Genomic DNA, 24,881 nt, shown 5'->3' on the forward strand with positions numbered 1-24,881 from the left:
CGCACGACCACACGGGAAAAGCATGATGCAGGAGTTCATTCCCCCGGCCACCCGGTTCGCCCGGCTGCCGGAGCGGTTCACCATGAAGCGCGGCGGCGTGCTGCACGGCGCGCGCGTCGCCTACGAGACCTTCGGGCAGCCCAGCGCGGCGCGGGACAACGCCGTGCTGCTGCTCACCGGCCTCTCGCCGGACGCGCACGCCGCGTCCAGCAAGGAGGACCCGAACCCCGGCTGGTGGGAGCAGATGCTGGGGCCGGGCAAGCCGATCGACACCGACCAGTGGCACGTGATCTGCGTGAACTCGCTCGGCGGCTGCCAGGGCTCGACCGGCCCCGCCTCGCGCGACCCGGCGACCGGGCAGCCCTACCGGCTCGGCTTCCCCGAACTGTCCATCGAGGACATCGCCGACGCCGCGGCGCACACGGTGGCGGAACTCGGGTTCGAGCGGCTGGCGTGCGTGATCGGCGCGTCGATGGGCGGGATGAGCGCGCTGGCGGTGCTGGCGCGGCATCCGGAGCTGGCGCGCAGCCACGTCAGCATCTCCGCGGCCGCGCATTCGCTGCCGTACTCGATCGCGATCCGTTCGCTGCAACGGGAAGCGATCCGGTCGGATCCACTGTGGAACGACGGGCGGTACGTTCCGGAGCGCTACCCGGAACGCGGCATGCTGACCGCGCGCAAGATCGGCATGACCACCTACCGGTCGGCGCGGGAATGGGAACGGCGGTTCGGCCGCGAGAGATCCGGGCCGGGCGACGTCGCGTTCGGTCCGGAGTTCGCCGTCGAGTTCTATCTGGACCACCACGCGCGCCGGTTCGTGCGGCGGTTCGATCCCAACAGCTACCTCTACCTCAGCCGCAGCATGGACTGGTTCGACCTCGGCGAGCTGTCCGGCGGCGGCACCGCCGAGGCGCTCGCGGCGCTGCGGGTCGAGAAGGCGCTGGTGATCGGCACGGAGACGGACATCCTGTTCCCGCTGCACCAGCAGCGCCAGATCGCCGACGGGCTGCGGGCGGGCGGCGCGGACGTGGAATTCCTCGCGCTGGAGTCCGATCTCGGCCACGACGCGTTCCTGGCGGACCTCGACAGTTTCGGGCCGCCGGTAGCGAAGTTCCTGTCCACCCTGTGAGGCGTTTGTGCCGGAACGACAAGAGAGCGAGAACGGTTTGGAGGACACTATTGCCCTGGTCACCGGAGCCAACCGCGGCATCGGGTTCGAGATCGTGCGCCAGCTCGCCGAACGCGGCGTCCGGGCGGTGCTGAGCGGCCGCGACCAGGCGGCGGTCGACACGGCGGTGGCCGGCCTGCGCGAAGCGGGCCTGCCCGTCGAAGGGCTCCGGCTCGACGTGACCGACCCGAAGAGCATCGCGGCCGCCGCGGCGGAGCTGGAGACCCGGCACGGACGGCTCGACGTCCTGGTCAACAACGCGGCCGTGCGGATCGAGAAGTACGGCAAGAGACCGTCCGAGCAGACGCTCGCCGAATGGCGGGAAACCTTCGACACCAACCTGTTCGGCATGGTCGAGACGACGCTGGCGCTGCTGCCGCTGATCCGCCGGTCGGCCGCCGGGCGGATCGTCAACGTGTCGAGCCTGCTCGGTTCGCTCACCCTGCACAGCGACCCCGAGTCCTACACCTACAGCGACACCTTCAAGGCGCTGCCCGCCTACAGCGCCACGAAGAGCGCGGTGAACTCGTGGACCGTGCACCTGGCGTACGAACTGCGCGACACGCCGATCAAGGTCAACTCCGCGCATCCCGGCTACACCAAGACCGGCATGAACGACGGGGCGGGCGACCAGGAACCGCCGGACGGCGCGGTGACCAGCGTCGAACTCGCGCTGCTCGACGAAAACGGCCCGAGCGGCAGCTACGTGCACGCCGGGAAGGTCCTGCCGTGGTGACCCGCGCCGTCCCGATCGGGGGAAATTTCCGATGACCACCGTCGCGCTCGTGACCGACCGGGTGAGCCTGCCCATCGACTACGACATGCCGCTGCTGCGCGAGGCCTGCGCGCAGATCGGGCTCGGCGCCGAGGTGTGCCAGTGGGAGGACCCGGACGTCGACTGGGCCGCGTTCGACGCGGTCGTGCTTCGCTCGCCGTGGAACTACGTGGACCAGCTGCCGGAGTTCCTGGCGTGGTGCGAGCGGGTCGAGGAGGCGACGCTGCTGCTCAACCCGCTCTCGGTCGCCCGGTGGGCGCTCGACAAGTCCTATCTGGCCGACCTGGCCGCACTCGGCGTCCCGGTGGTGCCGAGCCGGTTCGCCTCGCCCGGCGACGACCCGGACGCTGTAGTGCGGGAAGTGCTGGACGAACACCGCTCGGCGACGGAAATCGTCGTCAAACCGGGGATCGGCGCGTATTCGCGCAATGTCCGCCGGTTCACCCGGCCGGCGGCGGCCGAGGCCGCGGCGCATCTGTCGAAACTCTTCGGCGAAGGCGGGCACGCGCTGGTCCAGCCGTATCTCCCGTCGGTCGACCAGAACGGCGAAACGAACCTGATCTATTTCGACCGGCAGTACAGCCACGCGATCCGCAAGGCCGCGATGCTGATGCCGGACGGGACCGTGCACGTCCCGACCCTCGATTTCCGCAAACCGCGCGTCGCCGCCGACGACGAACGCGCGGTCGCCTCGGCCGCCCTCGACGCCGCCGCCAGCCACCTCGGCCTGGACCGGCCGCTGCTGTACGGCCGCGTCGACCTGGTCCGCGACGACCGGGGCCAGCCGAGGGTGCTCGAACTCGACATCTGCGAACCGTCGCTGAACCTGCCCTTCGGCGAGGGCAGCGCACTGCGGTTCGCGACCGTTCTCGCCGACCGGGTCGGCTGACCCCCCTGTACTCAGTGACGAAAGGATTGTGCGACGTGCGTGTTCTTGGCTACCTGGACGGTTCCGTAGCCGACCCCGACGACCCGCAGATCAAGGTCGCCGACCTCGGCCTGCTGCGCGGCGACGGGGTGTTCGAAACGGTCTTGATCGAGGACGGCGAACCGAGAGAACTGGACCTGCACCTCGACCGGCTGGCGCGCTCGGCGCGGATGATGGAACTGCCCGAGCCGGACGACAAGCAGTGGGAACGGGCCATCCGCGCGGTGATCGACCACTGGCCCGACGACAGCGAAATCGCGATGAAACTCATCTACACCAGGGGATTGGACTCCGAACCCGACTCCCCGCCGACGGCTTTCGCGCTGGGCCTGGAGATCAGCCCGAAGATGATGCGCGAGCGCACCGAGGGCATCGCCGCGATCACCCTGGAACGCGGCATCGAACCGGGCCTCGCCGAACGCGCGCCGTGGCTGCTGCTGGGCGCGAAAACGCTGTCCTACGCGGTCAACATGGCCGCCCTGCGCGAAGCGAACCGCCGCGGCGCGTCGGACGTCATCTTCACCGCGACCGACGGTTCGGTGCTGGAAGGCCCGACGGTGTCGGTGGTGATGGTGCGCGGCCGCACGCTGTACACGCCGCCGCCGATCATCGGCATCCTCCCCGGAACCACCCAGGCGGCGGTGTACCGGGGAGCCGAGCGCGCCGGTTTCACCGCGAAAATCGAAACGCTGACCGCGGACGACCTCTTCTCCGGCGACGCCGTTTTCGTCGCGTCGTCAGTCCGCAAACTGACCCGCGTGCACACCCTGGACGGCAAGGAACTGCCCGACTCGACCGAATTGCACCAGGAATTGAGCGCCGCCTACGAATCCGTGTACCGGTAAGGATCTTGCCGACCCCGGCCGCCGCCGGGCAAGATCGGAACCGACACTTCCCGCCTGCCTCGGGCCTCGGCGATTTCCCGGTGCCCCGGGCAGGCGGGACAGGAATATTCCGGCCGCCGTGCGGGCTCCGGCCGCGGGCTTCCGGCCGCGGGCTCCGGCCGGGGGAGGATGTGATGATCGACGACCCGGTTCCGCTGGCCGCCGGGGTTTCCCTGAGTGGAGGCGGGTTTGCGGCTGCCCGGCCCGGTTGTTCTGTTGCTGGCGGGGTGGTGGTGTTCCGCGCCGGTTTCGCTCGGCAGGCTGGCTTTTCGGCCTCGGCGGTGGGGCGGGGATTTGCGTTGCGTCCCGCGCAAGCCCCACCCGGCAGGCCAGTTTCGTGGGTTGTTCGTCGCGCACCGGGGATTTCCCCTGCCGAGACCGCGCCCTGCCCCGTTCCCGTAGTTTCCGAGCGGAAAACCCCATCACCCCCGGAACCACTCCCGACCGGCGGCAGTTCCCTCGCCTCAGCCGTCCGCGCGGAGGCCGCCGCATGACCGCCCGTCCCGGCCCCGCCGCGCCCGAGGCCCCCGAACGCGGCACCCCGCTGCGCCCCGGGCTCATCCTGATCGGCGTCCTGCTGATCGCCACCAACCTGCGCGCCGCGATCACCACCCTCGGCCCGATCCTGAACCTCGTCCAAGCCGACCAGCACCTCTCGTCGGTAGCGGCGTCGGTCCTGGTCAGCGTCCCGCTCATCGCCTTCGCCGTGTGCTCGCCGATCGCGCCCAAGGTCGCCGCGAAACTGGGGCTCGAGCGGGCGCTCGGCGCGGCGGTCCTGCTGCTCGCCGTCGGCATCGTGTTGCGCTCCACGCCTCCGCAGCTGTTGCTGTGGGCCGGGACCGTCCTGCTCGGGGTCGCCATCGCGATCCTGAACGTCCTGCTCCCCGCACTCGTCAAACGCGATTTCCCCACCCGCATCGGGCCGATCACCGGCACGTACACCGCGGTCCAGTCCGGCGTCGCAGCGATCGCCGCCGGGGTCGCGGTCCCGCTGGCCGGGCAGGAAGCCGGCGGATGGCGGCTGTCACTGGGCATCTGGGCCGGGCTCGCCCTCGTCGCGCTCGGGGTTTTCCTGCCACAGCTGCGCCGTTCCGCCGCCACGCCGACGCTCTCCGGAACGACCAGCGCGGCGCGACCGTGGACGAGCGCCCTCGCCTGGCAGGTCACCGTCTTCATGGGCTTGCAGTCGCTGGCCTTCTACGTACTGGTGACCTGGCTGTCCTCAATCGAGCACGCCGCGGGCATCAGCTCGGTGACCGCCGGATTCCACCAGCTGCTCTTCAACCTCTCCGGCCTCGCGGGCAGCCTGGTCTGCTCCGCACTCATCCACCGGCTGCCCGATCAGCGTGCGATCGCGATCTCCGGGTCCCTGCTGATGGCGGCCGCGCTGGCCGGGCTCTTGATCGCGCCGGGGCTTGGGGTGCTGTGGGCGATCCTCGCCGGGTTTGCGGGCGGCATCACGCTGGCGTTGTCGTTGTCCTTGTTTGGGTTGCGCACTAAGCATTATTCCGACGCGGGTGCGCTGTCCGGGATGGCGCAGGCGGCGGGGTACACGCTGGCGGCGCTCGGTCCGATCGCGATCGGGGCGATTCATGACGCTACGTCGTCGTGGACGCCTGCGCTGGGGGTGCTGATCGCGCTTGCGTTGGTGCAGACGGTGTTTGGGGCGTTGGCTTCTCGGCCCCGGACTATCGGGTGAGTGTTGCGGTGGGGCACCCCGAAGCCCAAGTGTGCTGACGGTTCGGGGGTGCTTGTCAAGGCGGGAAAGATGCCTTGACAAGCACCCCCGAACCGCAGGGAGGCTTCGTATCGGGGTGCGGGGGAGGGGCTGGGTGCACCGCTGGTTGGGCGGGCGGGTTTCGTTGGCGGGGTGGACAATGGGGCGATGATCACCGTCCTGGTCGCGTATGCGGGCAAGCGCGGTGGCACGCGCGGAATTGCCGAGGTCATCGGCGAGGAGTTGCGGGCCGCCGAGTTCGCTGTCGACGTGCGTGATGCGGCCGAGGTCGATGGCGTCGCGGAGTACGGCGCGGTGGTCGTCGGCAGTGCGCTCTACTACGCGCGGTGGCGGCCGGAAGCGGTGCGGCTACTCGAACGCAACACCGAAGCGTTGCGGGCGCGTCCGGTCTGGTTATTCCACAGTGGACCGTGCGGCCCCGGTGCGAACCTTGCCCGGGTGAGTCTGCCCGCGCGGGTGACGCTGCTCGCCGCCGCGATCGACGCGGGGCGTACCGAGACGTTCGGTGGCCGTCTTGATCCGGCGTTGGCGGACGGGGTGCTGGAGAAACTGCTGGCGCGAGGGAACCGGGTGGGTGATTTCCGTGACTGGCACCGTATTCGGGCCTGGGCGCGGGACATCGGCCGCAGGGTGCGGTCGCGCGTGGCGATCTGAGTGCCAGGACATCCGCCGTCAAGAAGCAACACCGTGGTGGACAATGCTTCCTCGGCCGCGTCCGGGAGAACCGGCTGGCGTCGGACGCGGTCGCGTGTGGCGGGCTGAACGCTGGGACATTCGCCGTCAAGAGGCACCGAGTACTCGCAGGACCGTGGTGGATAACGCTTCCTTGGCCGCGTCCGGCGGGATCCGGTCGGCGCCGGGTGCGGTCGCGTGTGGCGATCTGAGCGCTGGGACATTCGCCGTCAAGAAGCGCCGAGTACTCGCAGCACCGTGGTGGACAACGCTTCCTCGGCTGCATCCGGCGAGATCCGGCCCGCGTCGGACTCGGCCGCGGCTGCGTGGCCGAGCTGGATGATCACCGTGACCAGCCAATCCGCTGGCGGCTGGCTGTCGAACTCGCCTGCGTGCTGACCGCGTTCGACGATTCGCCGCAGCCGTTCCGCGACTGGCTCGTGCTGTTCTCGTCCGGTTTCCGCGGAGGACTGCGTCGCGGCGAAACGGCGCAGCAGCATCGGATACCGCGCGGAAGCCCGGCGCGCGGCGTTGAGCACGCGCAGGACCGCGTCGGCTGCTGGCCCAGCGTCCGGACCCGCGGCGTCCATCGCGTCCACCGCCTCCTCGGTGAGCCGGTCCAGCACCGCGGCCAGAAGCCGTTCACGCGAAGGGAAATGGGCGTACACGGTCTGCCGGGTCACGCCGGCCGCGGTGGCGATGCCCTCGACGCTCGCGTCCGGATCCTCCTCCAGCACGCGGAGCGCCGCGTCGAGGATCGCGGCGCGGCTGCGCTGCGCGTCGGCACGGAGTTTTGCCATCTCTTACACCTTGTCAAAGTTCGTCCCTGAAGGATATCTTACAGTGTGTCAGACTTCTACTGGGAGGTTTCATGGACACGCTCGAACGCACCGACCCGAAAGAGTTCATCGCGCGCTTCTTCACCGCGTTCACCGACGACCTGGTGCGCACCGACGAGGACGCGGCGAAGGTGGTCGACCGCTATCACACGCAAGACGTGGTGCAGATCGCCGACGGCTTGCGGATCGACCGGGACCGGCTGATCGCGCATTGCCGTCCGGTGCGGAAGAACCGGCCGGAGAGCCGGATCGAGGTGCACGAGGCGCTGGCGAACGGCGATCGCATCGCCGCGCGCTACACGCTGCACGTTCGCCAGCGCGGCAAGGACCTCGAGATCGAGGTGTCCTTCTTCGGGCAGTTCACTTCGGACGGCCGGATGCGCGAGGCGCACCTGCTGACTCGATCGGAGAAAACGTCCGGCTGACCCGATTCCTCCGCTTTCGCTTGGTATGTCAGGGACATCCGGAGTCCACATGCGACTCTTGCCTCGCCGCCGCGCCGGGTGTAGACCGGGCCGGTGACCGAAAACGCAGCCGGGGGCAGGGAAAAACGCAAGCTGACCGCCGATCAGCGGAACTCGTTCCTCGCCGCGTGGCTCGGCTGGAGCATGGACGCGTTCGACTATTTCCTGGTCGTGTTCGTGATCGCGGACATCGCGAAGGACAAGTCGTTCGGCGCCACCGCCACGCAGCTGGCGTTCATCACCACCGCGACGCTCGTGATGCGCCCGGTCGGCGCGCTGCTGTTCGGGCTGTGGGCGGACCGGTCCGGACGGCGGATCCCGCTGATGGTCGACGTCCTGCTGTACTCGGCGGCGGGCGTGCTGTGCGCGGTCGCGCCGAACTTCACCGTGCTGCTGATCCTGCGCTTCGTCTACGGCATCGGCATGGGCGGCGAATGGGGGCTGGGCGCGGCGCTCGCGATGGAGAAGATTCCCGTGGAGCGGCGCGGGTTCTTCTCCGGGCTGCTGCAGGCCGGCTACTCCGCCGGATACCTGCTGGCCGCGCTGGCGTACCTGCTGTTCCACACCGCGCTCGGCCTGGAGTGGCGGTGGATCTTCGTGCTGAGCATCTTCCCGGCGCTCATCAGCCTGCTGATCCGGGCACGGGTCAAGGAATCCGAGGTGTGGGAGGCGGCGCAGGAGAAAATGCGCGTCACCCGGACGTCGGTCAAGGACGTCCTGTTCAACCCGAAGGTGCTGCGCCGGTTCGGCTACCTCGTGCTGCTGATGACCGCGTTCAACTGGCTTTCGCACGGTACGCAGGACGTTTACCCATCATTCCTCAAGGCGACCGACCACGGCGGCGCGGGATTGAGCGCGGCGACCAGCACGTGGATCGCCGTGCTGTACAACGTGGGCGCGATCGTCGGCGGCCTGGTCTTCGGCTCGCTGTCGGAACGCTTCGGCCGCCGGATGACGATCGTCGGCGCCGCGGTGCTGGGCCTGCCGATTGTCCCGATCTTCGCTGTCGACCACGGGGCCGGGATGCTCGCGCTCGGCTCGTTCCTGATGCAGGTCATGGTGCAGGGCGCGTGGGGCGTCATCCCCGCGCACCTGACGGAAATGTCCCCGGACGCGATCCGCGGCTTCTTCCCCGGCGTCACCTACCAGCTCGGCAACCTGCTGGCCGCGCTCAACCTGCCGATCCAGGAGAGCATCGCCCAGTCGCAGGGCTACACCGCCGCGCTGCTGTGGACGGTGATCCCCGTGCTCATCGCGGTCGCCGTGCTCACCGCACTGGGCAAGGAAGCGAAATCGATCCGCTTCGGCGGCGAAGGCGCGACCACCGCGCCCGCTGGAACGTCCGGCTGATCCTCCGCTCGTAGTCGCCCTGCCTTGTCGTCGAACCATCGCCGATATATCGTGGTCATATCGGCGATGGTTCGACGAAGGAGGACTTCATGACGACGACCGCAGGCGGAGGACATCTGTTCCGAGGCTTCGGCGGCCCAGAACGCTTCGGCGACCGCGGCCTGCCGTTCGGCTTCGGCCGCCCCGGCGACGAGGACCGCGGGGTGCCGTCCGCCAGGCCGGACGCGCATCGGGGCGGGCCCGGCGAGGGGAGAGGGCGACATCCGGGCGGACCGGGGAAAGGACACGGCTGGCCCTGGGGAGACGACGAGCGCGGCTGGCCCGGGTCGTTCGGCGGTTTCCGGGACGGGAGTGGGCTGGGAGCCGAGTTCGGCTGGCCCGGGTCGTTCGGCGGTTTCCGGGATGGGAGTGGGCTGGGAGCCGAGTTCGGCTGGCCCGGGTCGTTCGGCGGTCTCCGGGATGGGAGTGGGCTGGGCACCGAGTCCGGAGGGTCCAGGCCGTTCGGTGGCTTCAGGGGCGGGCTGGGAAGCGGGTCCGGCTGGCCCGGGCACAGGGAGCACCCGGCTGGCATGCCGGGCGGGCCCGGGGGTTTCGGCGAGCAAGGTCGGTCCGGCGAGCCAGGAGCGGCCTTCGGCTGGCCGCACCCGGGTGAACATCACGGGTGGCCTGGCGAACACCTGGCCGGGCACCCCGCCCTCCCGGGCGAGCATCCCGCCCATCTTGGCGGGCACCCCGCCCATCTTGGCGGGCACCCCGCGCACCCGGGCACCGAGCAGGCCTGGGACGACACCGTCTTCCAAGCCCGCGGCGGCTTTCCGTCAGGACCGCCGATTCCTCCCGGTCCGCCTGGACCTCCGCATCGCCCAGGCTTCCCGGGCTTCCCAGGTTTCCCCGGGTTCCCGCCAGGACCGGGAGGGTTCTTCGGCGGCCCCCCGCGCGGCGGGCGCACCCCGGCGCGTCCGGTGCGTCCGGCGGTGCTCGCGCTGCTGGCCGAGGAACCCCGGCACGGCTACCAGTTGATGCAGGAAATCCGCCGCCGCACTCACGACGAATGGCGACCCAGCCCGGGCTCCATCTACCCGATCCTCCAGCAGCTCGAGGACGAAGGTCTCGTGCGTACTTCGGAAGAGGGCGGCCGTCGCGTCGCGCATTTGACCGAGGCCGGGCGCGAGCACGTCGCGGGGCGGGAGGAGGAGTTCGCCGCGCTCTGGGAGTCTCCGGCGCGCGACGAAGAGCCTGGCGCGGACCGGTTTGCCGCGCTGTATCAGCAGCTCGGCGAGCTGGGCGGGGCGGCGGCGCAGGTCGCGCACGCCGGCACCGAGGCGCAGTTCGCGGAGGCGCGCAAGGTGCTGCGCGAAGCCCGCCGCCGATTGTACGCGTTGCTCGCGGACGACTCCGAAGAATAAAAACCCGCCGGTGGGTGAGTCCATTGTGGACGCGCCCACCGGCGGCGACCTCGGTGCACAACCGGGAGTGGTCTGAGCGCGCGTGTCGGTTGTTGGACGCCGTCGTGGTGCGGCGGGTCCAATGCGGCCATGCGATCGTTTGTCCACCTGCACGTCCACACCGAGTACTCGATGCTGGACGGTGCGGCGAAGATCGGTCCCTTGTTCGCGGAGGCGGCCCGGTTGGGGATGCCCGCGGTGGGGATGACCGATCACGGGAACATGTACGGCGGGGACGAGTTTTATCAGACGTCGAAGAAGCACGGGATCAAGCCGATCATCGGGATCGAGGCGTACATCGCGCCGGAGTCGCGGTTTCACAAGAAGCCGGTGTTCTGGGGGCAGGCGTCGCAGCGGGGGTCGGACGAGTTCGGCGAGGGCGGCGACGTCTCGGGCGGCGGTGCGTATACGCACATGACGATGGTGGCGGGGAACGCGACGGGGTTGCGGAATCTGTTCAAGTTGTCGTCGCTGGCGTCGATCCAGGGGTATTACCGGAAGCCGCGGATGGATCGGGAGTTGATCGCGGAGAACGCGGAGGGGATTATCGCGACGACGGGGTGTCCGTCGGGCGAGGTGCAGACGCGGTTGCGGCTGGGGCAGCGGGAGGCGGCGATCCAGGCGGCCTCGGATTACAAGGACATTTTCGGCGCGGGGAATTTCTTCCTGGAGCTGATGGACCACGGTTTGCCGATCGAGCGGTCGGTGCGGGAGGGTCTGCTGGAGATCGGGAAGCTGCTGGATCTGCCGCCGCTGGCGACGAACGATTCGCATTACGTGACGAAGGACCAGGCGGACACGCATTCGGCGTTGCTGTGCGTGCAGGCGGGCAAGACGCTGAACGATCCGACGCGGTTCAAGTTCGACGGTGACGGTTACTTCCTGAAGTCGGCGGACGAGATGCGCGAGTACTGGGACAAGGAGGTCCCGGGGGCGGCGGACAACACGCTGCTGGTCGCGGAGCGGGTCGAGTCGTACGAGGACGTGTACACGCACAAGGACCGGATGCCGGTCTTCGACGTCCCCGAAGGCCACACCGAAGCGACCTGGCTGCACCACGAGGTCATGGCTGGCCTCGAACATCGCCTGCCGGACGGGGTGCCCGCGGAATACCGGGACCGCGCCGAGTACGAACTCAATGTCATTGTGGACAAAGGGTTTCCCGGATACTTCCTCATCACGGCCGACCTCATGAGGCATGCCCGCGAGGCGGGAATCCGGGTGGGCCCGGGGCGCGGGTCGGCGGCGGGATCGCTGGTCGCGTACGCGCTCCGGATCACCAACCTCGACCCGATCCGGCACGGCCTGCTGTTCGAACGCTTCCTGAATCCGGAACGAGTGTCCATGCCGGACATCGACATGGACTTCGACGACCGCCGGCGCGGCGAGATGATCCGGTACGCCACCGAAAAGTATGGTGCGGACCGGATCGCACAGGTCATCACTTTTGGTACCATTAAAACGAAAGCGGCGATCAAGGACTCCGCCCGAGTCCACTTCGGACAACCAGGCTACTCGATCGCCGACCGGATCTCCAAAGCCCTCCCGCCGCCAGTGGCAGCGAAAGACATTCCGCTGTCGGGGATCGTGGATGCCAGGCATGAACGCTATGCGGAAGCGGCCGAGGTCCGCACGCTGGTCGAGACCGACGAAGAGTGCAAGACGATCTTCGAGACCGCCCGCGGCCTCGAGGGCCTGATCCGCAACGCGGGTGTCCACGCCTGCGCCGTCATCATGTCCAGCGAACCCTTGGTGGACGCGATTCCGTTGTGGCGCAGGGACGACGGTTCGATCATCACCGGCTGGGACTATCCGTCGTGCGAGGCCATCGGCCTGCTGAAGATGGACTTCCTGGGCCTCCGCAACCTCACCGTCATCGGCGACGCGATCGACAACATCCAAGCCAACCGCGGCGAGGACATCGACCTCGACCGGCTGGCCACCGACGACCCGGAAACCTTCGCCCTGCTGGTCCGCGGTGACAGTCTCGGAGTGTTCCAATTGGACGGTGGCGCGATGCGGGATCTGTTGCGCCGCATGCGTCCCACGGGTTTTGAGGACATCGTGGCCGTCAACGCGCTCTACCGGCCGGGCCCGATGGCGATGAACACGCACAACAACTACGCCGACCGCAAGAACCGGCGTCAAGCCATCGAACCGATCCATCCGGAACTGGCGGAACCACTGCAGGAGATCCTCGCCGAAACGCACGGTCTGGTGGTGTACCAGGAACAGATCATGCAAATCGCGCAAAAGGTGGCCGGCTACTCGATGGGTCGCGCGGACGTGCTGCGCCGTGCGATGGGCAAGAAGAAGAAAGAAGTCCTGGAGAAGGAATTCGAAGGCTTCCGCGCCGGGATGATCGACAACGGTTTCTCGGCCGAGGCCGTGCAAGCACTGTGGGATACGATTCTCCCGTTCGCGGGCTATGCGTTCAACAAGTCGCACGCCGCCGGATATGCGCTGGTCGGATATTGGACGGCGTATCTCAAGGCGAATTACACCGCGGAGTACATGGCCGCGCTGCTCACGTCGGTGGGTGACAACAAGGACAAGTCGGCGATCTACCTGTCGGAGTGCCGCCGGCTGGGGATCAAGGTTTTGCCGCCGGATGTGAACGAGTCGGCTCTGCGGTTCGCGGCCGTCGGGAACGACATCCGCTTCGGCATGGGCGCGGTCCGCAACGTGGGCGCGAACGTGGTGGAGTCGATCATCAAGACGCGCGAGGAGAAGGGGAAGTACTCCTCGTTCACCGATTTCCTCGACAAGTCGGAGCTGGTGGCCTGCAACAAGCGGGTGATCGAGTCGCTGATCAAGGCGGGCGCGTTCGATTCGATGGGCCACACGCGGCTGTCGATGATCCAGGTGCACGAGGACGCGGTGGAAGCCGTGGTCCCGCTCAAGCGCCAGGAGGCGATGGGCCAGTTCGACCTGTTCGGCGGCGGAAACGACGAACCGGCTTCTTCTCCGCTGGCGCACGTGAAGTTTATCGCCGAAGAGTGGCCGCGCAAACAATTGCTGGCGCACGAACGCGACATGCTCGGACTGTACGTTTCCGGCCATCCGCTCGACGGTGCTGAAGGCGTCCTCCGCAAACACGCGCCACGCCCGATCGCGGCGATCATCGACAATCCGCCGAAGGAAGGCGAACTGATTCTTTCCGGACTGATCACTTCGCTGGAACGCCGGGTCAACAAAAAGGGCGAACCGTGGGCGATCTGCACCGTGGAGGATTTGGACGCGTCGCTGGAGGTGCTGTTCTTCGCCAAGTCGTACGCGTTGTGCGCGGCGGACCTGGTGGAAGACAACGCGGTGCTGGTGAAGGGCCGGGTGAACTGGCGGGAGGACAAAATGTCGGTCTTCGGGGCGGACCTGGTGCCGCTCGACCTGACGGAACTCGGGGACGCACCGCTGGTGCTGCACACGCGCGCAGAGAAGGTGACGTTGCCGGTGGTGCTGGAGCTGAAGCAGACTTTGCTGGCGCACCAGGGAAACACGCCGGTGCACCTGCATGTGGGGGAGCAGCGTTACGCGCTGGACGGGTACTCGGTCAAGGTGACGTCCGCGCTGCTGGGCGAGGTGAAGACGATCCGGGGGATCACTGTGGCCTCGTGAGTGGCAATCCCGGTTCTAACCGGGATAAACACTCACGACCCCCGCGAGCGTCGTGAGTGCTGGCACCGGCCAGAACCGGCACCAGCACCCACGACTCAGCCCTTCAACCCGTGCTCAATCGCCTCGATAATCCGCGGCCGAAGCTGCGCCGTGCTGATGATCGCGTCCACCGACCCGACCTCGACCGCCCGCTGGATGCTGTGCACCCGGTCGAACTCCGACGCCACTTCGCCCAGCTTCTCGGCCCGCACCGCGGACTTCACCTCGGCCAGCTCGGCCGCACACGCAGCCCGCTCGGCCCCGCTCAGCTCGCCAAGCCGTTTCTGCAGTTCGGCGACCCGCGGGTCGTTGGCCGTGCGGGTGTTCACGTCGCCCGCGAACACCACCGCGGCCGCCGGGGCACCGCCGAGCACCGAGGCGAACGAACCCTCCAGCGCCAGCACCGTCATGTTCGGGTTCAGCGCCTTCGAGAACACCACGAACGCTCCGCCGTGGTAGCGCGAGATCACCGTGAACACGATCGGGCCCTCGAAGTTCACGATCGCGCGGCCGATCTCGGCCCCGTACTCCAGCTGCAGTTTCTTCATCGACTCCGGCGAGCCGTCGAAGCCGGACAGGTTCGCCAGCACCACCAGCGGACGGTTGCCGCTCGCCGCGTTGATCGCGCGGGCCGCCTTCTTCGACGACTTCGGGAACAGCGTGCCCGCGGTGAACGAGTCCGGGCCGTCGGTGGGCGGGAAGCCGCGGCGGGGCACCGAACGGGATTCGATGCCCAGCAAGCACACCGGATGGCCGCCGATGTGCACGTCCTGCACCGCCGCGGTGTCCGCGTCCGCCATGCCGGCCCAGCGTTCCAGCACCGGGTGGTCCTGGTCGGACAGCGCGCGCATCACCGTGCGGATGTCGAACGGCTTCTTGCGGTCCGGGTTGTGCTCGGCGGAGAAGATCTGGCCCACCGTGGTGAAGTCGCTGCCGACGACGGCGTGCGGGTAGTCCGACACGTCCCGGCCCGCCGGGTCGGTGGTGACCGCCTGGCGCGGGCCCGTTTCGCCCGGCACGACGTAGGTGTGCGCGTAGTGCGCCATCAGCACGTCGCGCGCGCCGGCGAGGTTCGGCGCCCAGTACTGCGCCTGCCCGTTCGGCCCCATCACCCGGTCGTAGCCGCCGATGCCGAAGTTGTCCTCGGCCGACACGCCGCCGGAGAAGTCCAGCGCCTGCTTGCCGGTGAGCACCATCGCCGAATCCGGCGTCATCACCAGGATGCCCTTGGTGTGCATGAGCATCGTGGCCTCGGCGTTCCAGTACGGCTGGGCGCCCACGGTGATCCCGGCGACCACGATGTTGATCTCGCCGCCGTCCTGGGTGAACTCGACGATCCGCTTAAGCGCGGCCGCGACCCAGTCCATGTTCTCGGTGCCGGAGTCCATCGAGATCCGCGCGCCGGACGACAGCGCGAACCATTCGACCGGGACCCGCATCTCCTGCGCCAGGTTCAGCGCCGCGATGACCCGCGCGCACTCCGGTTCGGACAGCGCGCCCAGCGACTTCGTCGGGTCGCCCAGCAGCACCACGCGCTGGACGCCCTCCGGGACGCGGTCGGTCGGCGTGCTGACCACGCCGGCGACGATCGCGGCCTTGTTCTGCCCGCGCGGCCGGTCGACCGGGACCAGCGCGCCCGCGTCGTCGAGGTCGTGCTCCACAAAGGACCCGCCGCCCGCCAGCAGGTCGGTGAGTTCGTACGGGTACACCGTGTCGCGCCGGGCCGCGCGCAGCACCTTCTGGCGGTAGTCGTCCAGCGGCTGCACCGGTTCGGTGCTCGGGGCCTCGACCGTCAGCCGCACGCCCGCGCCGACCTCGTTGCGGACCGTCACCGCGATGTCGGTCAGCTCGCCGGTTCCGGCGTTCCGCTGCCGGGCCAGGAACTGGATCTCCTCCAGGCCCGCGCCCGCGGTGGTGGGCAGGATGCGGCGGGCGAGCAGGTTCAGCTCGTCCATGGTCAGGTCGCTCGGCGGCCACACGTAGATGACGATCCGGTTGGTGTCGAACCGGTTCCGCGCCGGACGCCGCGCCTGCGCGTTGCGGACCGCGTCGAGGCACGCGTTGAGCGTGTCCTCGGCCGAGGGCAGCGACACGAGCCTGCCGTCCGCCTCGCGCAGCGGGGTCAGGTCGCGGACCTGCGCCATCGCGATCAGCCGCTCGTCGGCCGGGTTGGCCCGCGCGGTGCCGGTGAACAGGTACACCTCTTCGTCCGCCGACGGCAGCCGCGTGAGGTCGAATTCCTGCAGCCGCTCCAGCTGCAGCCGCTCGGCGACGCGCGGGTGCAGCCCGCGGATCACCCGGTCCTCGGCGAAGCCGGATTCGGTCCGGCGGAAGGTGAAGTGGTGGTGCATCACCGCGCCGCCGCCCCCGGCGACGGTGGTGACGACCCGGGTGACGTCCGCCGGAAGCGGTTGCGCCGCCACGATTTCGCCCAGCTGCTCGGCCATCGCGTCGCTGTCGGGCTGGTCGGCCCACTTCAGGTACACGTCCGCGGCGACCGGCGCGCCCGCGTCCGCGGACAGCTCCGCGACCCCGCGCATCGCGTCCGGCAGCTGCGGGAAGTCGACCGCCGTGGTGACCACGCGCGCCGGTTCCGGATGCGAAGCGGTGACGAACGTGCAGCCCGCGACCTCCCGCGTGCGCACGTCGGCGAGCGCCTTGTTGCCGTAGTAGCGCCGGGACAGCACTTCGAGCATCGGGGCCGGGTCCGCGCCCGGCCGCCCGATCCGCTGGCCGAGCAGCCGCACCAGCGGCTCGTTGCTCGACACCATGCCGGAGATCCGCTCGGCGCGGTCGGGCGCGTCCGGGTTGCGGTCGAGATAGCGCAGGTGACCGCGGATCTCCGCGTACACCTCGGCCCGCGCCCGGCGCAGCAGCGGCTGCGCGAACCAGCGGAACACCACGCCGCGGGCGAGGTCGCTGACCGCCGGGAAACGCAGCTGCGTGGCAGCGACCAGGTGCTCCAGCGCGAGACCGGCCGCTTCGCGCAGCTCGGCCGGCGGCGGGGCCTCGGCGAGCCACTGCCGCAGCAGCGCGGACACGATCGCGCTGTCGCTCGAAGCCCGTTGCTGGGCAAGGAAAATCCGGAAGACCGCTTCCTCCAGCTCCGGCGTGCGCTCGAGGTCGCCGACGCCGTAGTGGCCGAGCACGCGGCGCAGCCTGCCCTGGAACTTCTCCGGCAGCCCGGCCCGCTCGACGTCGAGGCTCTGCAGGTAGGCGTGGAAGTACTCGCGGGCGCTGTGCACCGGGCTGGACGCGCTGAGATCGTCCGCGGCCGGCTTGTTCCGGCTCAGCTCGGACAGGTCGGCGAACACGTCCAGCAGCCCGAGTTCGCCCTCCAGCGGCCGCACCGGCAGCTCCGCGCGCGCCGCGAGGTAGCCGCTGAGCACGCGGCCCTGGTCGTGCGGGTCGACGTCGAAGCCGAGCAGCAGGCTGAACAGGTCCTGCCTGCCGCGCTCGGCCCGGTCGGCCGCGCTCGTGCCGTCCTGCTCGCCGGGAAGGTCGATCTCGGCGGTCTCGGTCTGCGCGGCGGCCTCGTCCTCGGCCCCGTCGGCCAGCGGTTCCAGCCGCAGCAGCGGCGCCCCGGTCTCCACCTGGCTGCCGATCGACACCGGGAGTTCCTTGACCCTGGCGCGGAACGGCGCGCGCAGCACCGTTTCCATCTTCATGCTTTCCAGCACCAGCACCGGCGCGCCGGATTCGACCTCGTCGTCCACCGCCACCGGCGTGGCGACCACCAGCGCGGGCGCGGGGGAGCGGACGACGCCGCCCTCGTCGCGGCTGACCCGGTGCGTGACGCCGTCGACCTCCACCAGGTGGATCGGCCCGTGCGTGCCGGTGACGAGCCGGAACCGCGTGCCGTTGACGGTGATCTGCCCGCTGTGCTCGTCGAACCGCTCGATCTCGGCGTCCGCCTGGTGCACGTCGCCGCCGCCGCTGACGCCGACCCGGAACCGCTTCGGCCCGGTGCGCGCGACCGTGACCCGGTAGGACGCGCCGCGCAGTTTCAGGTCCAGCGGACGGATTTCGTGGCGCACCTGCGGACGCCCGCCGAACGCCGTGGACAGCAGCCGCTGCCGGCCGACCTCCTCGTCGTCCTCGTACGCCTCGATCGCCGCCGCGGCGAGCGCGACCGCGGAATGCCGCGTGGTGACGAGACGGCCCTCGGCGCGGACGCGGTCGATCCAGCCGGTGTCCGCGCTGGCGTCGATCACCTCGGGCTGGTCGAGCAGGTCGAGCACGAAGCTCTTGTTGGTGGCGCCGCCCTCGATGAGCACGGACGTCTCGGCCATCGCCCGGCGCAGCCGAGCGAGCGCCTGGTCGCGGTCGCGGCCGTAGGCGATGATCTTGGCGATCATCGAGTCGAAGTCAGCCGGGATGGTGTCGCCCTCGCTGACGCCGGTGTCGACGCGGATGCCCGGCCCGGCGGGCAGCAGCAGCCGCGCGATGCGGCCCGGCGACGGCGCGAAGTCGCGGTCCGGGTCTTCGGCGTTGAGCCGTGCTTCGACGGCGTGCCCGGACTCCTCCGGCTGCGTGCCTTCGAGCTTGCCGCCGGACGCGACGTGCAGCTGCAGCCGCACCAGGTCGGTGCCGGTGGTGATCTCGGTGATCGGGTGCTCCACCTGGAGCCGGGTGTTCACCTCGAGGAACGCGAACAGCCGGTCGCCCGGGTGGTAGAGGAACTCGACGGTGCACGCGCCGCGGTAGCCGACCGCGACCGCGAGCCGTTCGGCCGACGCCTTCAGCTCGGCGGTCTGGTCCGCCCCGAGCACCGGCGACGCGGACTCCTCGATGATCTTCTGGTTGCGCCGCTGCACCGAGCAGTCGCGGACGCCGAGCGCCCACGCGGTCGCGCCGTCGGAGATCACCTGGACCTCGACGTGCCGCGCGCCGGTGACCAGGCGCTCCAGGAACACGACGCCGCTGCCGAACGCGCGCAGCGCTTCCTGGCTGGTGCGCTCGTACGCCTCGGTGAGGTCGCCGGCCGACTCGACTTTGCGGATGCCGCGCCCGCCGCCGCCCGCGGTGGCCTTGAGCATGAGCGGGTAGCCGATCTTGTCGCCCGCGGCGAGCGCTTCCTCCAGCGTCGCGACCTCGCCGCCGCTCCACGGCGCGACCGGGACGCCGACCTCCTCGGCGATCAGCTTCGCGCCGATCTTGTCGCCCAGCTTGCGCATCGCGTCCGCGCTCGGGCCGACGAAGGCGACCCCGATCTTCTCGCACAGCTCGGCGAACGCCGGGTCCTCGGCGACGAAGCCCCAGCCGACCCACGCGGCGTCGGCCTTCGTGTCGACCAGCGCCTTCTCCAGTTTGGCGAGGTCGAGGTAGGGCCGCGCGGAGGCGGGGCCGAGCGGGTACGCGACGTCGGCTTCGCGGACGAAGGTCGCGGTGGCGTCCGCGTCCGTGTAGAGCGCGACCGTCTCGATCCGTCGCCCGGTCTCGGCGGACAGGTCCCGGACGGCGTGGATCAGCCGCATCGCGGCCTCCCCGCGATTGACGATGGCGACGCGATTGAACACGGACAAGGCCTCCCAGCGAACCAGCTACACCCACGCACAGCAGGCGACGCCGGACCCGCCGGGACGTCGCCTGTCTTCGTCGTACACATTGCTCCTCTACCGCCGGGTACACCAATGTCGCGGATGGCGCATGCCGCGCCTGCCGGTTTGTAGGAACCCGCCAAAAACGGCTCCTGTCACGTCGGCACGGCCTGAATTATCGCGAGGTATGCCACAAATCACGCCCGGATGGCGGCAGCTGGACGGCGGGCCGTTTCCAGGGGGTCGGACAGGGGTCACCCGCCGTTCAGGCAGGGGTGCGGACAGTGGCCTCCCCGAACCGGAGCTGAGGCTCCCCTGAGCAGTGAAAATGTGACCCTTGACACTCTTCTGGAGTACCCCGTACGGTCTCGGGTAATCGATTTCTCGACACGGGGCGGGCCGAGAGGGCGGGCATGGGCGACGGCGGCGTCGCGCTGGTCGAGCTGGCCGGCGTCAGCAAGACCTACGGCGGGGTGCGTGCCCTGGGCGCGGTGGACTTCACCGCGGCGAAGGGGGAGGTGCACGCGCTGCTCGGCGAGAACGGGGCAGGCAAGTCCACGCTGCTGAAGATCTTGTCCGGGGAGGTCGCCGCCGGGGAGGGGGCGATCCGGATCGCGGGGGAGGCGGTCCGGTTCGCCCGTCCGGCCGACGCGCGGCGCGCCGGGGTCGCGATGATCCACCAGGAACTGGACCTCGTGCCCGCGCTGTCGGTGGCGGAGAACGTATTTCTCGGCCGCGAACCGCACACCCGCGCTGGCACGGTCGACCGGCGGCGGATGGTCGCGGCCACCCGCGAGGTGCTGGCGCGTTCCGGCGTCGACCTCGACCCGCGCACGCCGGTCGAACGGCTGCGGACCGGCGAACAGCAGCTCGTCACCATCGCGAAGGCGCTGTCGCTGGACGCGCGGATCCTGCTGATGGACGAACCGACGTCGGCGCTGTCGCCGCGGGAGGTCGAGCGGCTGTTCACGGTCATCGACCAGCTGCGCGCCGACGGGGCCGCGATCGTTTACGTGTCGCACCGGATGGACGAGATCGGCCGGGTCGCGGACCGCGCGACGGTGCTGCGCAACGGCGAGGTGGTCGCGGAGTTCAGCGCGGCCGAGCTGACCGCGGAGCAGGCCGCCGAGGCAATGGTGGGGCGTCCGGTGCACCTGATGTTCCGTGCGGACAGCGTGTCCTCGCCGAATCAGGACGATGTGCTTCGCGTGGAAGACCTCGTGGTGCGGCCGCGTGCCGGACGGCGGGAGCCGGACGGGATCAGCCTCACCGTGCGGGCCGGGGAGATCGTCGGTCTCGCCGGGCTGCTCGGCGCGGGGCGGACGGAGCTGCTGGAGACGCTGTACGGCGCGTCCGGCGGCAAACTGGCCGGCGGGCGGATTTTCCTGCGCGGCAAGGAGTTCCGGCCGCGTTCGCCGCGCCGGTCGATGCGGTCCGGGATCGCGTTCGTGCCCGAGGACCGGCGGATCGCGGGGCTGGCGCTGGAGCATTCCGTCGTGGCGAACACCGTGTTGTCCATTGTGGACCGGCTGGCCCGGTTCGGGATCGTGGCGGGCGGGCGCGAGCGGGCGGTGGCCGGGGAGGAAGCGGGGCGGCTCGGGGTGAAACTGGGGTCGCTCGCGGATCCGGTGGGCTCGCTGTCCGGCGGGAATCAGCAGAAAGTGGTGCTGGGCCGGGCTTTGCTCACCGAACCGGTGTTGCTGCTGCTGGACGAGCCGACGCGCGGCGTGGACGTCGGGGCGAAGGCGGAGATCTACCGGCTGCTCGGCGAGGCGGCGCGGAGCGGGGTCGGCGTGCTGCTGGCGTCGTCGGAACCGGCGGAGCTGGTCGGCGTGTGCGATCGCGTGGTGGTGCTGCGCGGCGGGCGCAGCGTGCACGAGCTGGACACCGCTCATGCCGGCGAGGCGGAACTGCTCGCCGCGTCGATGGGAGACGTCCGGTGAACGGGCGCTCCGTGCTGGCCGCGGTGTTCCGGTTCCAGAGCGTCTTCGGGCTGGTGCTCGTCTTCGCCGCCGCGATCGTCTTTTCGCCGCATCGCGACGGGGAACTGGTGTTCCTGGGCAGCGGCAACCTGTTCAACGTCGTCCGCGCGATCTCCGAGATCGGCATCATCGCGGTCGGCATGACGCTGGTGATCCTCGTCGGCGGCATCGACCTGTCGGTGGGCTCGGTGATGGGGCTGGCCAGCGTGGGCGTCGCGCTGCTGCTCACCAGCGGCGGCTGGGGCCTGGTGCCGGGCGTGCTGCTGGTCCTCGCGCTCGGGTTCGGTTTCGGGCTGCTGCAAGGGATCGCGAGCGCGCGGTTCCGGATCCAGTCGTTCATCGTGACGCTCGCCGGGATGCAGATCGCGCGCGGGATCGCCCGGATGTGGTCCGGCGGCGAGGGCGTTTCGATCACCTACGGCGACGGTACCGGCCAGGCTCCGGTGCCGTTCTCGCTGCTGGGCGAGCGGACGTTCGGCGGCGTGGTGCCGATCCCGGCGCTGTTCTTCGTGGTCGTCGCGGTGCTGGCGGTGCTGGTGCTGCGGTCGAGCGCGTTTTCCCGGCACGTCTACGCGATCGGCGGCAACGAGAAGGCCGCGGTGCTGTCCGGGGTGCCGGTGATCCGGACGAAGGTGCTGGTCTTCGGGCTGTGCGGGCTGCTCGCCGCGCTGGCCGGGATCGTCCACGCGGGACAGTACAACTTCGGCGGCCCCAACGACGGCACCGGCTACGAGCTGAACGCCATCGCGGCCGTCGTGATCGGCGGGACCAGCCTGTCCGGCGGGCGCGGGTCGGTGTCCGGCACCGTCGCGGGCGCCCTGCTGGTCGGCGTGCTCGACAACATCCTCCAGCTCAACGACATCGATTCGAACGTCCAGCTGATCGTGGTCGGCGTGGTGATCGTGCTCGCCGCGGGCCTGCAGCGGCTGCGCCCAGCCACGGCATAGGCGTTCGGGAAAAGGGGAGCAGATGTCCGGCATCATCCGCGGCGGGGCGGTCCTGGCGGGGCTGGCCCTCGTCGCCGCCTGCGGCACCACCCACGAAAACGCGCCGGGAGCGGCGTCCGGCACCGCGCCGACCGCGAAACAATGCCACGGCCCGAGCGGCAAGTACAAAATCGGGATGAGCCAAGCGAATCTGGCCGAACCGTACCGCGTCCGGATGGACGACGACGTCCGCAAGGCGGCGGCCGGCGTGCCGCAGTTCAGCGTCAGCTACGCGGATGCCGCGCAGGACAACGCGAAACAGGTCGAGCAGGTCAACACCTTTCTGACCCAGGGCATCGACCTGCTGATCATCAGCCCGAACGAGGCGACGCCGCTCACCAGCGTGGTGAAGAAGGCCTACGACCAGGGGATTCCGGTGCTGGTGCTGGACCGGAAGGTCGACGGCGACGGGTACACGTCGTTCATCGGCGCGGACAACGTGGACATCGGCCGCCAGGCGGGCAAGTTCTTCGCCGAGAAACTGCTTCCCCATGGCGGGAAAGTCGTCGAGCTGAAGGGGCTCGCCGGGTCGACGCCCGCGAAGGAGCGCAGCGACGGATTCAACCAGGGCATCACCGACCGCAACATCACCGTGGTGGCCAGCGCGGACGCGGATTGGTTGCGGGACAAGGGACAGCAGCAGGCGGACGCGCTGCTGAAGGCGCATCCGGACGCGCAGGCGATGTTCTCCGAAAACGACCCGATGGCCGAGGGCGCGCGCATCGCGGCGCAGAACGCGGGCCGCGCGGACCTGCCGATCGTCGGCATCGACGGCCTGCCGGTGCCCGAGGGCGGCATCAAGGCGGTGGAGGCCGGGCGGCTGTCGGCGACGTTCATCTATCCCACCGGCGGCAAGGAAGCCGTTGCGGCGGCGAAGAAACTGCTCGTCGACTGCCAGACCGTGCCCAAGACGCAAACCCTGCCCACCCGCCTGGTGACGCGCGACAACGCGGCCCAGGTCTACGCCGAACTGAACCGGAGCTGACCTATGGCGCGTATCGGTGTCCTTGCCGTTTCCGACGGGCGCGACCACGTGCACCGGCGGAACACCGGCTTCATCCGGTCCAAAGCGGACGAGTTCGCGGCCGCGCTGACCGCCGCGGGCCACGACGTCGTCACCGGAGGACTGGTCGCCACGAACACCACCGCGACCGCGGCCGCGCGTTCGGTCGCCGCGAGTTCGGTGGACGTGACGGTGCTGTACTACGCGGTGTGGGCGTTCCCGCACTTCACCATGCTGGCCGCGGACGCGACGCCGGGCCCGCTGCTGCTGGTCGCGAGCATCGACCCGGCCGAACCCGGCCTGGTCGGCATGCTCGCCGCCGGGGGCGCGCTCGACCAGATCGGCCGCGCGCACACCCGCCTGTGGGGCGCGCCGTCGGACCCGGAACTCATCGCCGAAATCAGCGCACACGCCAGTGCCGCGGCCGCCGTCGGATCGCTGCGCGGTTCGACATTCGGCCGCTTCGGCGGACGCCCGATGGGCATGAACACCACGGTGGCCAACACCGATCAGTGGATGCGCCAATTCGGTGTGGACGTCGAGGAAATCGACCAGTACGAACTGGTGCGCCGCGCGGAATCCGGTTACTCGGACGAAGCCGTGCACGGCCGCGAATGGCTGGAACGACACGCCACCGTGCACTACGACGGCGACCGCCTCACCCCGGACCTATTGGAACGGCAACTGCGCCTGTACCTGGCCGTACGCGACGTCGCGGCCGAACGGCACCTGGATTTCTCCGGCATCAAAGCCCAACCGGAACTGACCGAGCACTTCGCGACCGCGGACGTGGCCGAGGCGCTGCTCAACGATCCCTACGACTGGAACGGCCCCAAGGCGGTGCACATCACCGCCACCGAGTCGGACATGGACGGCGCGCTGACCATGCAGCTGATGCACCGGATCACCGGAACGCCAGTGCTGTTCGCCGACGTCCGGCACTACCACCCGGACCGCGACGTGTGGGACCTGTGCAACTCCGGCCAGCACGCGACGTGGTTCGCCGCGCGCAGCGACGATCCGGCGGAGAACCTGTCGAAGGTGCACCTGTATCCGGAGGTGTTCTTCTTCCCGGCGGGCGGTGCTTCGGTGCAGCACATCGCCGCCCCCGGCCGGATGACGCTGGCGCGCCTGAGCCGGTTGTCCGGGGAGTACCGGATGCAGGTGGTGCTGGGGGAGTTCGAGAACTTCGACGAGCGGACGACGGAGGAACTGGTGTCCCGGTCGACACCGGAATGGCCGCACGCGTTCGCTCGTCTGGATGTCGCTGCGGAGACGTTCCTGTCGCGGTTCGGGGCGAACCACGTGCACGCGGTGCCCGGGGACCGGCGGCGGGAATTGCGGGCGGCGGCGGAGTTGATGGGGGTGCGGGTGGAGGAGTGGAGTCGCTGAGGGGGTCTTGAGTGGCTATGCCGGTTAGAACCGGGACCGCCACTCACGACACCTAGCCCGC

At 69.7% G+C, this 24,881-nt stretch carries 16 protein-coding genes; 14 read left to right on the forward strand and 2 right to left on the reverse strand.

Features of this window, described 5'->3' with window-relative positions:
- Positions 1–22 precede the first annotated feature (22 nt).
- The 6 genes from RPX00_RS29180 to RPX00_RS29205 all read left to right on the forward strand — a co-directional run bounded on the left by RPX00_RS29180 (position 23) and on the right by RPX00_RS29205 (position 6,147).
- Positions 23–1,129, forward strand: a complete 1,107-nt coding sequence (locus RPX00_RS29180) for a homoserine O-acetyltransferase (protein ID WP_406630140.1) — start codon at positions 23–25, stop codon at positions 1,127–1,129.
- Positions 1,130–1,136: 7 nt separating this feature from the next.
- On the forward strand, positions 1,137–1,904 hold the full coding sequence (locus RPX00_RS29185) for an SDR family oxidoreductase (RefSeq protein ID WP_406630142.1): 768 nt from the start codon (positions 1,137–1,139) through the stop codon (positions 1,902–1,904).
- A gap of 31 nt (positions 1,905–1,935) precedes the next feature.
- Positions 1,936–2,832: a RimK family alpha-L-glutamate ligase gene (locus RPX00_RS29190; protein WP_406630144.1), complete on the forward strand. Its 897-nt coding sequence runs from the start codon at positions 1,936–1,938 to the stop codon at positions 2,830–2,832.
- A 35-nt stretch (positions 2,833–2,867) separates the two neighbouring features.
- Positions 2,868–3,716 (forward strand): aminodeoxychorismate lyase, encoded by an 849-nt coding sequence (locus RPX00_RS29195; RefSeq protein WP_406630146.1) that lies wholly within the window; start codon positions 2,868–2,870, stop codon positions 3,714–3,716.
- 529 nt (positions 3,717–4,245) lie between these two features.
- Entirely contained in the window at positions 4,246–5,454 is a 1,209-nt protein-coding gene (locus RPX00_RS29200) for a CynX/NimT family MFS transporter (RefSeq protein WP_406630148.1), read from the forward strand.
- Positions 5,455–5,640: 186 nt separating this feature from the next.
- Positions 5,641–6,147 (forward strand): flavodoxin domain-containing protein, encoded by a 507-nt coding sequence (locus RPX00_RS29205; RefSeq protein ID WP_406630150.1) that lies wholly within the window; start codon positions 5,641–5,643, stop codon positions 6,145–6,147.
- 248 nt (positions 6,148–6,395) lie between these two features.
- Here the strand turns inward: RPX00_RS29205 and RPX00_RS29210 are convergent, their stop codons facing one another.
- The gene (locus tag RPX00_RS29210; RefSeq protein WP_406630152.1) at positions 6,396–6,965 is read right to left on the reverse strand and encodes a TetR/AcrR family transcriptional regulator; all 570 of its coding nucleotides are present in this window, start codon (positions 6,963–6,965) and stop codon (positions 6,396–6,398) included.
- A 71-nt stretch (positions 6,966–7,036) separates the two neighbouring features.
- On the opposite strand from RPX00_RS29210, the gene RPX00_RS29215 reads away from it, so the two are divergent.
- The 4 genes from RPX00_RS29215 (at position 7,037) to dnaE (ending at position 13,878) form a co-directional block, all read left to right on the forward strand.
- Positions 7,037–7,429, forward strand: coding sequence for a nuclear transport factor 2 family protein (locus tag RPX00_RS29215; RefSeq protein WP_406630154.1), 393 nt, complete (start codon positions 7,037–7,039; stop codon positions 7,427–7,429).
- 183 nt (positions 7,430–7,612) lie between these two features.
- Positions 7,613–8,818: an MFS transporter gene (locus RPX00_RS29220; RefSeq protein WP_406643129.1), complete on the forward strand. Its 1,206-nt coding sequence runs from the start codon at positions 7,613–7,615 to the stop codon at positions 8,816–8,818.
- A 962-nt stretch (positions 8,819–9,780) separates the two neighbouring features.
- The gene (locus tag RPX00_RS29225) at positions 9,781–10,224 is read left to right on the forward strand and encodes a PadR family transcriptional regulator (protein ID WP_406630156.1); all 444 of its coding nucleotides are present in this window, start codon (positions 9,781–9,783) and stop codon (positions 10,222–10,224) included.
- Between the two features lie 129 nt (positions 10,225–10,353).
- Positions 10,354–13,878 (forward strand): DNA polymerase III subunit alpha, encoded by a 3,525-nt coding sequence (dnaE, locus tag RPX00_RS29230; RefSeq protein ID WP_406630158.1) that lies wholly within the window; start codon positions 10,354–10,356, stop codon positions 13,876–13,878.
- A gap of 95 nt (positions 13,879–13,973) precedes the next feature.
- Here the strand turns inward: dnaE and RPX00_RS29235 are convergent, their stop codons facing one another.
- Entirely contained in the window at positions 13,974–19,436 is a 5,463-nt protein-coding gene (locus RPX00_RS29235; protein ID WP_406630160.1) for a biotin carboxylase N-terminal domain-containing protein, read from the reverse strand.
- 434 nt (positions 19,437–19,870) lie between these two features.
- Here RPX00_RS29235 and RPX00_RS29240 point away from each other — a divergent pair, with 434 nt between their 5' ends.
- The 4 genes from RPX00_RS29240 to RPX00_RS29255 are packed head-to-tail and all read left to right on the forward strand — an operon-like array spanning position 19,871 to position 24,820.
- Positions 19,871–21,400 (forward strand): sugar ABC transporter ATP-binding protein, encoded by a 1,530-nt coding sequence (locus RPX00_RS29240; RefSeq protein WP_406630162.1) that lies wholly within the window; start codon positions 19,871–19,873, stop codon positions 21,398–21,400.
- A complete protein-coding gene (locus RPX00_RS29245; RefSeq protein WP_406630164.1) occupies positions 21,397–22,386 on the forward strand; it encodes an ABC transporter permease in 990 nt (329 codons plus the stop codon). Before RPX00_RS29240 ends, RPX00_RS29245 begins: the two co-directional genes overlap by 4 nt.
- Before the next feature lie 22 nt (positions 22,387–22,408).
- On the forward strand, positions 22,409–23,410 hold the full coding sequence (locus RPX00_RS29250; protein ID WP_406630166.1) for a substrate-binding domain-containing protein: 1,002 nt from the start codon (positions 22,409–22,411) through the stop codon (positions 23,408–23,410).
- A gap of 3 nt (positions 23,411–23,413) precedes the next feature.
- Positions 23,414–24,820 carry an L-fucose/L-arabinose isomerase family protein gene (locus RPX00_RS29255; RefSeq protein ID WP_406630168.1) on the forward strand — a complete coding sequence of 469 codons (1,407 nt, stop codon included), beginning with the start codon at positions 23,414–23,416 and terminating at the stop codon, positions 24,818–24,820.
- Positions 24,821–24,881 lie beyond the last annotated feature (61 nt).

Source organism: Amycolatopsis sp. WGS_07 (genome assembly GCF_045278895.1).
GTDB lineage: Bacteria > Actinomycetota > Actinomycetes > Mycobacteriales > Pseudonocardiaceae > Amycolatopsis.

Coding starts and splice junctions, on each gene's coding strand:
- RPX00_RS29210 (WP_406630152.1), bottom strand. CDS start 6,965: ATGGCAAAACTCCGTGCCGACGCGCAGCGCAGCCGCGCCGCGATCCTC.
- dnaE (WP_406630158.1), top strand. CDS start 10,354: ATGCGATCGTTTGTCCACCTGCACGTCCACACCGAGTACTCGATGCTG.
- RPX00_RS29190 (WP_406630144.1), top strand. CDS start 1,936: ATGACCACCGTCGCGCTCGTGACCGACCGGGTGAGCCTGCCCATCGAC.
- RPX00_RS29200 (WP_406630148.1), top strand. CDS start 4,246: ATGACCGCCCGTCCCGGCCCCGCCGCGCCCGAGGCCCCCGAACGCGGC.
- RPX00_RS29215 (WP_406630154.1), top strand. CDS start 7,037: ATGGACACGCTCGAACGCACCGACCCGAAAGAGTTCATCGCGCGCTTC.
- RPX00_RS29205 (WP_406630150.1), top strand. CDS start 5,641: ATGATCACCGTCCTGGTCGCGTATGCGGGCAAGCGCGGTGGCACGCGC.
- RPX00_RS29180 (WP_406630140.1), top strand. CDS start 23: ATGATGCAGGAGTTCATTCCCCCGGCCACCCGGTTCGCCCGGCTGCCG.
- RPX00_RS29250 (WP_406630166.1), top strand. CDS start 22,409: ATGTCCGGCATCATCCGCGGCGGGGCGGTCCTGGCGGGGCTGGCCCTC.
- RPX00_RS29255 (WP_406630168.1), top strand. CDS start 23,414: ATGGCGCGTATCGGTGTCCTTGCCGTTTCCGACGGGCGCGACCACGTG.
- RPX00_RS29240 (WP_406630162.1), top strand. CDS start 19,871: ATGGGCGACGGCGGCGTCGCGCTGGTCGAGCTGGCCGGCGTCAGCAAG.
- RPX00_RS29220 (WP_406643129.1), top strand. CDS start 7,613: ATGGACGCGTTCGACTATTTCCTGGTCGTGTTCGTGATCGCGGACATC.